12 protein-coding genes are annotated in these 11,783 nt (G+C 43.3%); 3 read left to right on the top strand and 9 right to left on the bottom strand.

Annotated features, from left to right (window positions below):
• Positions 1-46: 46 nt before the first annotated feature.
• Positions 47-865, top strand: coding sequence for an ATP-dependent sacrificial sulfur transferase LarE (larE, locus tag C7Y66_RS27835; protein ID WP_106548059.1), 819 nt, complete (start codon positions 47-49; stop codon positions 863-865).
• Here larE and C7Y66_RS27830 read toward each other — a convergent pair.
• The 6 genes from C7Y66_RS27830 to rsmI all read right to left on the bottom strand — a co-directional run bounded on the left by C7Y66_RS27830 (position 832) and on the right by rsmI (position 7,223).
• Positions 832-2,034, bottom strand: a complete 1,203-nt coding sequence (locus tag C7Y66_RS27830; protein ID WP_106548058.1) for a glycosyltransferase family 4 protein — start codon at positions 2,032-2,034, stop codon at positions 832-834. The two genes, larE and C7Y66_RS27830, sit on opposite strands and share 34 nt — an antisense overlap.
• 34 nt (positions 2,035-2,068) lie before the next feature.
• Positions 2,069-3,097, bottom strand: coding sequence for an isochorismatase (locus C7Y66_RS27825; protein ID WP_106548057.1), 1,029 nt, complete (start codon positions 3,095-3,097; stop codon positions 2,069-2,071).
• Positions 3,094-3,288, bottom strand: a complete 195-nt coding sequence (locus C7Y66_RS27820; RefSeq protein ID WP_106170934.1) for a hypothetical protein — start codon at positions 3,286-3,288, stop codon at positions 3,094-3,096. Before C7Y66_RS27820 ends, C7Y66_RS27825 begins: the two co-directional genes overlap by 4 nt.
• 217 nt (positions 3,289-3,505) lie before the next feature.
• Entirely contained in the window at positions 3,506-4,114 is a 609-nt protein-coding gene (locus tag C7Y66_RS27815; RefSeq protein WP_106548056.1) for a YqhA family protein, read from the bottom strand.
• A 677-nt stretch (positions 4,115-4,791) separates the two neighbouring features.
• The gene (locus tag C7Y66_RS27810) at positions 4,792-6,081 is read right to left on the bottom strand and encodes a bifunctional sterol desaturase/short chain dehydrogenase (protein WP_106548060.1); all 1,290 of its coding nucleotides are present in this window, start codon (positions 6,079-6,081) and stop codon (positions 4,792-4,794) included.
• Positions 6,082-6,332: 251 nt separating this feature from the next.
• Positions 6,333-7,223 carry a 16S rRNA (cytidine(1402)-2'-O)-methyltransferase gene (gene rsmI, locus C7Y66_RS27805; protein WP_106548055.1) on the bottom strand — a complete coding sequence of 297 codons (891 nt, stop codon included), beginning with the start codon at positions 7,221-7,223 and terminating at the stop codon, positions 6,333-6,335.
• Positions 7,224-7,503: 280 nt separating this feature from the next.
• Between rsmI and C7Y66_RS27800 the strand changes: the two genes are divergently transcribed.
• Positions 7,504-8,589, top strand: coding sequence for a Photosystem Q(B) protein 1 (locus C7Y66_RS27800; RefSeq protein ID WP_106548054.1), 1,086 nt, complete (start codon positions 7,504-7,506; stop codon positions 8,587-8,589).
• Positions 8,586-8,879 (top strand): DUF3288 family protein, encoded by a 294-nt coding sequence (locus C7Y66_RS27795; RefSeq protein ID WP_015152762.1) that lies wholly within the window; start codon positions 8,586-8,588, stop codon positions 8,877-8,879. The genes C7Y66_RS27800 and C7Y66_RS27795 overlap by 4 nt, the downstream gene beginning before the upstream one ends.
• A 12-nt stretch (positions 8,880-8,891) precedes the next feature.
• Here C7Y66_RS27795 and C7Y66_RS27790 read toward each other — a convergent pair whose 3' ends face one another.
• The 3 genes from C7Y66_RS27790 to C7Y66_RS27780 all read right to left on the bottom strand — a co-directional run bounded on the left by C7Y66_RS27790 (position 8,892) and on the right by C7Y66_RS27780 (position 11,627).
• A complete protein-coding gene (locus C7Y66_RS27790; protein ID WP_106548053.1) occupies positions 8,892-10,262 on the bottom strand; it encodes an MlaD family protein in 1,371 nt (456 codons plus the stop codon).
• 46 nt (positions 10,263-10,308) lie between these two features.
• Positions 10,309-11,091: an ABC transporter ATP-binding protein gene (locus C7Y66_RS27785; RefSeq protein WP_015152764.1), complete on the bottom strand. Its 783-nt coding sequence runs from the start codon at positions 11,089-11,091 to the stop codon at positions 10,309-10,311.
• A 284-nt stretch (positions 11,092-11,375) separates the two neighbouring features.
• Positions 11,376-11,627, bottom strand: coding sequence for a hypothetical protein (locus C7Y66_RS27780; RefSeq protein ID WP_106548052.1), 252 nt, complete (start codon positions 11,625-11,627; stop codon positions 11,376-11,378).
• Positions 11,628-11,783 lie beyond the last annotated feature (156 nt).

The following is an 11,783-nucleotide window of genomic DNA, read 5'->3' as shown; positions in this document are numbered from 1 at the left end:
GTCTATAACCTTACAATAGGGATGAGCCGATCGCAGATTCAGACTAATGTTACAAAAACTAGAGCAGTTAAAGGCTTTGTTTGCTCAGATGGAACGGGCGTTGATTGCCTATTCTGGGGGTGTGGATAGCACTTTAGTCGCTAAGATTGCTACTGATGTTTTGGGCGATCGCGCGATCGCAGTTACGGCTGTTTCTCCTTCTTTGTTGCCAGAAGAATTGGAAGATGCTCAAGTTCAAGCAGCGCAAATTGGAATTGTCCATAAAATTATTCAAACGCATGAAATGGATAATCCAAATTACACTGCCAATCCCGTGAATCGCTGCTATTTCTGTAAAAGCGAGTTACACGATACGCTCAAACCCTTGGCAAAGGAATGGGGATATCCTTATATTGTCGATGGGGTGAATGCTGACGATTTACGCGATTATCGCCCAGGGATTCAGGCGGCGAAAGAACGCGGCGTGCGATCGCCTCTGGCAGAAATAGGAGTGACAAAAGCCGAAGTACGGCAATTATCGCAACAACTAGGCTTGTCTTGGTGGGATAAACCAGCCCAACCCTGTCTCAGTTCCCGCTTTCCCTATGGCGAAGAGATTACTGTATCTAAGCTACAGCGGGTAGGAAGGGCAGAAATTTATCTACGCAAGTTGGGATGGCAAAATTTAAGGGTGCGATCGGAGGGAGATACGGCAAGAATTGAGTTAATGCCAGATCTGATTAAAGATTTTGTCGCCCAGACAGATTTAGTGGCGCTGACTGCGGCATTTCAAAGTTATGGATTTGTTTACGTCACGCTCGATCTAGAAGGTTATCGGAGTGGAAAGCTCAATCAAGTTTTGTCCGCGCCGATGGCTTCGAGGTAGATGTTTCTCAGCTTTGCTGCGTAGCGATCGATGGAATGATGCTCGATAATTCTAGATATCGAGTTCTGAGATTTCTCTAGGATTATCGCGCGATTAGCAAATATTTCATGTACTGCTTGCTCGATTCCTTCACGAATCAATTTACTGATGGTGTCTCTATCTTCTTTTGTCGTGTAAATTGCTTCTCCTAAACTATTTTTAGGAACCGCGATCGTCCATCCTACATGATTATTATTGATTTCGGTTAAAGCTCTGACATTAGTTGTAATCACAGGACACCCTGCTGCTTGAAATTCCAAAACAGAGTAGCCATACGTATCAGCGTAAGTCGGTAATAAACCGATATGCGCCTTTTTCATCAATTCAATAACTTCGTGATTGGGTAATTGGGGAAAATAATTAATCCAGTCAGATTGCTGGAGCGAATGCTTTACTTGTTCAACATCAGCAAGCGTCTCTTTAGTAGCATAATTATCAATATTAAGAGAGCTAATCACTGTTAATTCAAGATTATATTTATAGCGCTCTTTTAAAGCTTTTAATGTCTGCATAATTTCTTGCCCTCCTTTGCGAAAGAAAGAAGAACCAACAAATATAAATTTTATCGTTTCATCCAGGCTCAATTTTTTATCTGCATATTTAGAAACAAACTCCCTTTGTGGCGGATACATAACTATCAGTTTGCTTTCTATGCTTTCTTGATATTCAGGAAATTCTTTTAGCAGCCTTCTTTGCATATTCGCATTGCAATCAGACATAGCGATAATTTGCCGACAAGCATCGCGAGAAATTGCTTGAAAAGCTTTATGCATTTTAGATTCAGTTTTCAGAGCGGAAAAATCGATTTCTAAGTTGCGATCGCTCGGACATGAAAGCAAGCAAGTCAATCTCGGTAAAAATGTTTCAAATGTCGTAATCCAGGGAGTAGAACCATAACTGATTGTATTGAAAAAATGTAAAAGGCTAACTCGATTCAAATCGAAATCGTAAAATTGATTGTAAGAGTCAATCAGAGAAAATATCTCGCGGTTAGCAAGCTGATTGAATTGACTCGCAATCCTCTGTTTCAACAGAAAAAAATCGCGAACTTTTTTGTATTTAGTATCGGGAACTATGTCGATAATATTTCTTTTTTCTGGATATGCATCGAATTTATAACCAATCAGCACAATAGGCTTCTCCTCGATCGATACTTCAGTTAGGTTAACTAGCGATCGCCAAAGGTTGAGTTGATTTCACAATCTGCATTCCAGCATCGGTAAACCTTTGAAAAGCCGCGTTTGCTTGTTCGGTGTAGTCAACTACACCAGGCACGACAACAGCAGAAGTACAATCTTCTAATAAATAAACTTTCTTAGCCAGACTCGGATCGACTTGCTGAATTTCAGTTAATAAATCATCTACAGTCCAAGCAACACAATGGCTTTTAGCTTGCCCTGCAATAATAACAGCATCAAATTCTAATAGTTGTTGAATTAACCGAGAATTCTTTTGAGCAATTGGTTTGCCGTCTGCACCGTCAAGAACTTCGGGACGCAAGACGGAATAGTTTTCTGTTAATGGATTATTCCCTTTAATTTCAAATTGAGTTTGACTATCGCGGGCAATACAATGGAAAAATACCGCTTCTTCCACCGCAGAAACTAAAGCATGACCGATGCCACCTAATATGGAATGATAAGACCAAACCGTGAGGGGATATTTGCCATGCTGACTCAGTTGATTGACGTAATGTAAAGCGTGTTTTTGGAGCATACTGTAGTCTAATTTCAAACTATACGCTACAGCAGGATTAACTTGCCAAACTTCTTGTTCGATATCTGTAGGCGTAATATTTGTTGCAGATGGCGTTGGATGTTCTCCATCTTGGTTAATCCAAAAGATTGGATGAAAAATCTGCATTGCCGTGTGAGTATCTAGAGTCGGTGCGATCGCGCTAATCGCCCCTAAATTGCGATAAATAAATTCACACAGTCTCCGATTATCTTCGACTGCCCCAGTACCGGATTGTCCACCCACAAATAATTCAAAACTGGGAATGCAAAAAGTATTTTGTACGTCAATTAGTAGCAAACAAACTTGAGTTTTATCTGCTGATGCTGGTTTAATTTGATATTTTTTTGCCCACTCTCTCGCCGCTGCTGCCCTTTGTTGGTAAGGGACGCGCCAGACTTCGCCAACTTTCTCTGGTGCAAAGTGAGGGGGAATTGGTAACTGAGTGGTTGTACTCATGGGGTTTTGTTCTTTGGACGAATTGCAGTTAGGCGAATAGAATTTGCGCCTACACAGGCAAAACCCGCCTGTGCGGGTTTCAAACCATTAGTCTCATAGCAATTCTCGATTGCGTGCGTGACATTGGTAGGGGCGCACAGCTGTGCGCCCCTACAGATCGCGTATTTTACCCAATTGAAAACCGCTATCATTCGCTGTTTCTATTATGGTATTATTTACCATTATTATAATAAACCACATCTTTGAGTGCCACAAAATTATCTTCCGCTTACCTCACAAAGAGGTTGCACCCAGATACGCAAATAAATTGGGTTCTGGGTGCAAAATTTTTCACTAGTAGATCGTCCTCTACAAGTTTGCAATTGTAGGAGCTATACGGTTACTGAGAGCAATTGTTGCCATACAACCCTAACTAGCACGGCGATCGGATTGTGGATGAATTGATGTAATATTTTGCGGCTGCTCTGCTGAATCTTGATGCCTATGTAAAATGTGTTTGATAACTTTTTCTGTCTTATAAACTTCATCTTCAGCTTGAAGCTTTTTCTTGGCGCTATGCGACAAATTAGTAAAAATTGCCAAGGCAACAGTTACCATAGATATTGCTGCACCATAGGATAGTAAATTGCTATCATTATGTACCACTGCCACAAGAAACTGAACGGCTATCACAGCTATTACTGACTTAATTAGCTTTTCTTTGAGGTCATCTAGATTGCGAATTGACAACCAATTTGGAAGTTTTAAACCACCAATAAATAGCTCGTACAAGCCTAGACCGCAGATCAAAATTACAGTAGCTAAAAGCATGATATCTACTATCTCAATAAAGCTAATAGCAGTTTTGAAAAGAGTGACTTTGGGGACTTTTCCAAGCGTGATAGTTTTACTCAAAAGTTCAAGAATAATAAACAAGGTTTGTTTCGCACTATAAATCATCAACACCAATGCTGCTAAGACATTAGATAATGCAGGCAGAAACATGATATATCTTGCAGAAGCTAGTAGCTGACGCATGAAGAAATCTCCTCGATCGTTTTATGAAAAATACAAAGTTTTTGATTTTTCTCGGTCAAATGCAATTTGAAGTTCTACAGGTGTAATCAGTCCTAACTTGTAGTGCAACTGAGCTAGTGGCAAGTCTCAAAATCTCACAGCGCGATCCTGTATTCAAACGCTATCCGCCTGCCATGAAATACCCCCTTTCTAGCTCTTGATGTCAGAACAATTTCATCGACAGAGCCTCTATCACCACTAAAAAATATCTAGATGTATATAGCGGGTCTAAACCAATTGTGAAAATATCGTCCATCTGTCTGTAACCTGCTAATTGTGCTTTCAAAAATGACAAATGACAAATGACAATCCTCACTCGTTGGTTCGCAACTCAAATAGACACGCTATACAATCAAAGGTTCTTTACACTGATTCAAGATTAAATCCAAGTAGGTGACAAACTTGGGGTAAAAAAGTGACGAGTTTGTCAGCGATAAAAAATTCAATGATAGTCGTTAAACAGAGCCATCTGCTTATATAGCAGTTCTAAATGATTTGTAAAGCAGGCTAGAAGCCTGCTCCACGTTCATGAATCAAATAGGATTGCTATAAATGTAAGAAGGAGCATCAGAAGGGTGACAGGTTCCCTTCTGATGCTCCACGATTGACAAAGAATTCACAGATTAAAATTTCTCGCTCTATCGTTCGATCTCTACTTTAATTTTTGCTGACTCAGAGCGATCGCCTGATGGCGATAAATTACCAGAACGACTAAATAACCGAAAATAGAGCGAAACAAAAAATTCTTTTAACGGAAATAGGATGTAAGTTAAAGGGTTGATTGTCACGATAATATTACGGACATCGCGCTGAGCTAGGGCAATAATTTGTTTCGCGACGCGATCGCTATTCATGACTCCAATTGGATTTAAATTACTTTTGAATGGTCCCAAAATCAACTTGCGGATGACACAAGGAGCGTCTAACCGCCGTAAAGTAATTAAATCGCCTAAAGTTCGCTTGGAAAGCTCGTATAAGGGGCTAACAGCAGGACTAACTTCGGCTTCCGATGTGTTTATCCATACTTCTTTTGTGGCAATATCTTCGTTAGTACGGACTGTGGCGAGAAACATTTCCATCAGTCGCCAAGAGGAGAAAGTGTTAACTTCATAGGATTTGGCGATCGCATCAGGTGTTCTTTCGCCATGCACGTTAATGCCATGATTGAGGATTAAAATATCAACTTTTTCTAACAACTGGGATAATTCGGCTTCTTGCCCTACCTGCCACGATACAGTTTTAACTGCTAGGGTTTTACCGTCAACGCTTAGCGTCACGGGTTCGGATTGAGAACTCAGGGCAATGACTTTTGCCCCTGCTTGGTGGAGGTGTAATAATAGCGATCGCCCCAGCGTTCCCGATGCACCAGTTACGGCAATTGTTTTTCCTTTCAGTGCCAATGCTGTACCCATAAGCTGATCCACCAAAGTAAAAGTACCGCAGAAATAGGCATCGTCATCATCAAAGTGATGTCGCCAGTGATAGGTACGATTCACAAACCAGCGTGCGGGAGGAGAAGTAAACGCACCCGGCATATGAGTTAAATCTGTAGCTTCCCTTGCCCATTCGCTACCACTACCACGGGCGATACAACTGACTAAAAACATCATTGTATAGGCAGTTCCCGCCAAGGCTGCCCACTGATAGGTGGGTGTTTGCCAGTAGCAGAGATACCACGCACCGAAGGAAAGCAGTAGCATCACCAAGCATTCCGGCAAGTCATTATGCCACTGTGCTTTGCAATAAATGTCGGCACTCGCAAAAGTCAAGTCTCGGCGAAAGACGCGATGATGCCAGACGTGCTGCCGATATAAAAATGGGACTCGATGCGATAAGACGTGATACGCATCCCGCACGAGTTCTACCCAGAGGACAGATCCAACTATCCATGCCGTGCATGTCACTGTGGCAGCGAAAACGGACATCATAAATTTTTCAAACCCCTCACACTTGAGACTACAGATCGTTTCGATTTTGCGACACCGATCCCCCAACCCCCCGATAAATTGGGGGGCAAAGATTCGCGAAACGGCTTTGACGCTTTTTCGATCCCCCCAACCCCCCGATAAATTGGGGGGCAAAGATTCGCGAAACGGCTTTGGCGCTTGAAGCGCTCATAGGATTAGTTTAGACTAATAGCTCCAGCTAGCTACAGGCAGGTGCGATATTTGATGCGGCTTTACTCATTCTGGATGTCTGGTATCGGTGATGCGGACAGGGGCAAATTCGGAATTGCTAAAGCCAATTGATAGATTTCCTGGCGCGATAGAGAAGTCGCCTTTGCCAACTGACGGCTAGCCTGCGATCGCGATACTCCCGCTAAAATCAATTTTTGCAATTCTGCCTGAATTTCTGCTTCCGAGAGCTGGGGTTTCACCCATTCCATGCCAGCTACGACTAGGGTGTATTCTCCTTGGGGTTCTTTTTGTTGATAATGGGCGATTGCCCCTTCAATTTGCCCTCGCCAAAATTCTTCGTGTAATTTTGTCAGTTCTCGCGCCAGCACAATCTGTCTTTCTGCCCCAAATACCGTGGCTAAATCTTGTAAAGTTTGACGCAAACGATGCGGAGCTTCGTATAAAATTATCGTGCGGGATTCTGTCTGCAAAAACTCTAAGCGATCGCGTCTGAATTTGCCCTTAGCTGGCAAAAAGCCTTCAAAAACAAACCGATCCGTTGGTAAACCCGCCGCACTCAAAGCCGTAATTACAGCACTCGCACCAGGAATCGGGACAACGGTTATCTCTGCCTCGACGCAAGCTTGAACTAACTCATACCCAGGATCGGAAATTCCCGGCATTCCGGCATCTGTCACTAAAGCGATCGCTTTACCTGTTTGTAACCGATCGATAATTTCGGGAATGCGGCTGTTACGGTTGTGTTCGTGATAACTCAGTTGTGGTGTTTTAATTTGAAAATGGTGCAATAACTTCCCCGTGTGGCGAGTATCCTCCGCCGCGATCGCATCTACCGACTGCAAGATCCGCACTGCCCGAAAGCTGATATCTTCTAAATTACCTATCGGCGTTCCAACTACGTATAGCGTCCCTGGTTTTGGTTCAGTCACGATCTGAGTCTATTTACAGCTCTCTTTATTTTTTGCCTTTCTGACAGCCGTTTAAAGATATTTAACTAAAATTCTAACAGCCAGCAAATTTTTTCTAAAATTGACTCATAAAGTTGTACGATCTTGAAAATCAATTTGCTCGGATGCCAAAACAGCGATCGCGTGTAGAAGGTCGCTGGCACTACAGCATCAACATTTCTTAATCCGCAAGGAATCTAAATCAGTCAACAGCGGCAGAGGATAGCATCTATCTCTTTAGATAGAGTTTTGCTAGGAGGACGTTATGAACACGATTGTTCAACGGCGACCGGAATTAGAAATTGCCAAAGTATGGAATCGATTTTGCGAGTGGGTAACAAGTACTGACAATCGAATTTACATTGGTTGGTTTGGCGTACTGATGATTCCCACCTTACTGACAGCTAGCATTTGTTTTATGCTTGCTTTTGCGATCGCCCCATCTGTTGATTTAGACGGCATTAGAGAGCCTGTTATCGGTTCGCTGATGGGTGGCAATAATTTGATTACAGCCGCAGTCATACCAACTTCAGCGGCGATCGCGCTGCATTTTTACCCGATCTGGGAAGCCGCATCTATGGATGAATGGCTTTATAACGGCGGTCCTTATCAACTAATCGTACTCCACTTTCTCATCGGCATATGGTGTTACTTGGGACGACTGTGGGAAGTGAGTTATCGCTTGGGTATGCGTCCTTGGACTGCTGTAGCTTTCTCTGCGCCAGCCGCCGCCGCCACAGCAGTATTGCTGGTCTATCCCATCGGTCAGGGTAGCTTTGCCGATGGACTCCCTTTGGGAATTGCTGGCACGTTCAATTTTATGTTGGCAGTCCAAGCAGACCACAACATTCTCATGCATCCTTTCCACATGTTAGGGGTAGCGGGAGTTTTTGGTGGCGCGCTTTTGAGTGCTTTGCACGGTTCTTTGGTAACTTCTACCCTCATCCGCCAAACTCAGGAGCATGAATCTGTCAATGCGGGATATAAATTAGGTCAGTCGCAGATGACTTATCACTACTTGGCAGGACACTATGGTTTTCTAGGACGGCTTTTAGTTCCTTGGTTTGCTAGTAGAAATCATCGCGCTTTTCACTTTCTCCTAGCTGCCTTACCTACAATAGGAATCTGGTTTGCCACGGCGGGAATTTGTAGCGTAGCGTTCAATTTAAATGGCTTTAACTTCAACCACTCGATTCTCGACAATAGCGGTCGAGTTATCGGGACAGAAGCAGATCTGGTGAACCGTGCCAACTTGGGAATTCAGGCGATGCACGCAGTTAATACCCACCATTTTCCGAATATCATAGCTGGAGGTGGAATACAGCCCGTAAACATTGCGTCTATTCTATGAGTGCCAATTTAGAAACCAAAGACCAACAACATCCGTTGTACAGACGCGATCGCGCGATCGTCGATCGCCTGCAAACCGATCCCGTCAGCGATTACAATTTGGCAGAGCTAGCACGACTGCGAATTCGTTATCGCGGCTTCCCTGGAGCTAGAGACATCCAATCAGACCTAAACGCAGTCATGCAGAGATGGAATTTAACGGAAGCTACTTTATACGAAAAAACCCGTCAAATTCATGCTACTAGCTCCATTTACCAAAATGCAGTTAGAGACGAAGAAGACTGGAGCTGATTAGCCTTGATTTTACTTGTCCTGTTTTACGCTTTCCTTAAGTTTCAGCAACCATTGGGGAGTTGGAGAATTCGGAATTCGGAATTCAGAATTCGGAATTAGTGGTTTGGTAATTGGTAATTGGTTATTCTCCTCTGCTCCTTTGCTCCCAGTTGTCTCTGCTTTTCTGCTTCCGACTCCCGCCATTTCTTGTCTCACACCGCTAGCGGTTGCTACAGAATCAAGCGTCTTCGCAACTTGAACTTGCTGTTCTACCTGCTGTGTAGAAGAGACTAAACCACTCAAGCCTTCGATGAGTTCGCGAATGCTGTCCCGAAATGAAGGATCTCCCGTCAGTTCGTCCAAATCGGAGGTAATTTTCTGGGCGTTTTGAAATGTTACCCGCGCAGAATCTAAGGTTTGTTGTAGTGCCAAGACATTACTAGGACTATTTAGCGCTTTAGAAGCATCGCGTAAATTAGTTGAAGCTTCAGCAGCATTGGCTGTGAGAGTTTCTAAATTTTCTATCAGCTGTCCTTGGGTAACGCGGTTAACGGTGGGTGTGAGAGTTTCGACGCTTGAACGGAGTTGTTTGCTTGTTTGGGTGAGATTGTCTAAAGTAGCGACGAGGGAAGTGCGATTTTCAGTGACGAGACGATTGAGATTAGCAATTAAATCGTTTGCTTGTTCTGCTGTCAATCGAACTTGGTTGGCTGTGGCTCCAAATTGACTGGCGGTTTTATTTGTCGTGGCTGTAATTCGATCGGCTGTAACTGCAAGGTTGTCTAGCTGCTGTCGTGTCGATTTGGTTAATGTCGTAAGTTCGCGCGTGAGTCGAGACACATCGGCGGCGACAATCGAAGTATTTTCGATCGCCGCATTAATATTTTCATAGAGTTCTGGATTGCTGTAGACGCTAGCAAAGCGGGTAGTAAAGCGAATTAATTCGTCAGTGCTAACGCCAATTTCACCAGTCAGACGAGAACCGTTGCAGACAATCAAAGCGCGATCGCACTTGGGATCGAGCGCTCTAGCGGTCACTTGTTCTGTTGGAACTTCTCTTTGAGGCGTAATATCGACGCTCACTTCACCCAAAAACCCCGATTGGTTAGCTTCGATGATTGCATCGCGGGCAATCACAACGTTGGCTGGAGAAACCTCTACAGTCACTTCTACTCCATTAACTCGCGGACGAATGCTGGCAATCCTACCGACTGTTACCCCTCGATATCTTACCGCTGCTCCTTCTAGTAAACCGTTGACTCTGGGAAATTCAACTGTAAAGCTGTAGCTTCTCTCACCCACAGTTAAGCCTCTAATCCATAGAAAGATGGCAATAAATATTCCCATTCCTAGCAACAACAATAAACCCACCGAACCTTCTCTAACTGCACGCGATCGCATCGTTTTCTCCTCGATTCACTGACTCAGGCGCACTGTAGCACCCCTACTAACCAATTACCTGAATTGGTCCTTCTACTTTGCCACTGAAAAACTGTCGCACCATTGGATGATCTGTCTTGTTGATATCGTCCACCGTTCCCTCCCACTGCAATTTACCTTGATAGAGAAAAATAATGCGATCGGCTGTACGGCGGATGGTACTGTCTTGATGGGTGACGATCGCGTAGGTGTTACAAACTCCTGTCAAGCATTGCAACTGACGAATCAAATCTTCAATCACAGTCGAAGCAATTGGATCGAGTCCCGCCGTTGGTTCGTCATAGAGTAAAACCTCCGATCGATCTTTGGGGTTGTCGGGGTTAGAAATAATCGCGCGGGCAAAACTCACCCGCTTGCGCATTCCTCCCGATAACTCTGCCGGATAGCGATCGCCAATTCCTGGTAAACCCACCATCTCTAAGCTACGGTTGACTAATTCTCGAATCCGCTGGCGCGATAGGCGGCTGTGTTGGTACAAGAAAAAGCCGACATTTTCTTCTACCGTCAGCGAGTCAAACAAAGCCGCTTGTTGAAACACCATCCCAATCCCGATTGGGTCTGCTTTATCTTCAATCAAGCCTTCTCGCATCTGTCCTTTGACGTAAATTTCTCCCTCATCAGGAGCCAATAATCCTGCTATCAGTCGGAGAATTGTCGATTTTCCCGTACCGGAAGGACCGATGATGGCTAAAGCTTCTCCCTTATAGATCGTCAGATCGACTCGATCTAAAACCAGGTTGCTACCAAATGATTTACTTACACCTTTGAGTTCGATTATTGGCTCAGCCATCAGCAGATTGTGAAGTTATAGCGGCTAGTTTCACTGTTCGGTTGTACTTCCACAGTTTAGTCCATTACCTCACTCGTAGCAGTTTTAGCATTTTGCTATTCTTCAATCTATTTTGGCTTATTTTAATTAAACCCTTTATGACAATCCAAGTGTACCCGCCTATTTGTCTAGGCGATCGCGGTCTTTGTTATAACATTTTGCAACTGAAGTAGCAGGAGAGCTTTGCCACACCTCTATTTGTAAACTTTTGTTAATAAGATTCTCAGCATACTAAGCAATTTTGCTTAACTTTTAATATTTTGAATATTTTCTTTTTCAATATTCTCTAATATGCTCTTCGCTTGTTCTAGTAAAAATACACTACGCTTGAGTGCAAAAATTCCTGATTGTAATCCTGATTCCGCAGTAAATTCAATTATTGGTTTAGCAGTAATTACAACTCCTGATACTCCTGCGATCGCTCCATAAAGTAAGGGATTACCAAAAAATTCTACAGGGATACCTAACACATAAATAATAGTAATAACAAGAGTCATTGTAAAGATTGGCAAAAGCTTAAAATCGTTCTTAGCTTTTTCTTGTCTTGCTTCTAGTAAATTGTTAATTTCTGCTAATGCATATTTAAGAGTTAACTGACTGACATCTTTACAAAGTTTATCAATCAGCTCAATATCTGTCTCTTATACACATCT

The organism is Chroococcidiopsis sp. CCALA 051 (genome assembly GCF_003015105.1).
GTDB lineage: Bacteria > Cyanobacteriota > Cyanobacteriia > Cyanobacteriales > Chroococcidiopsidaceae > Chroococcidiopsis > Chroococcidiopsis thermalis.
Note: the sequence above shows the minus strand (reverse complement) of the source record. Positions and strands in the feature narration are given on the sequence as shown.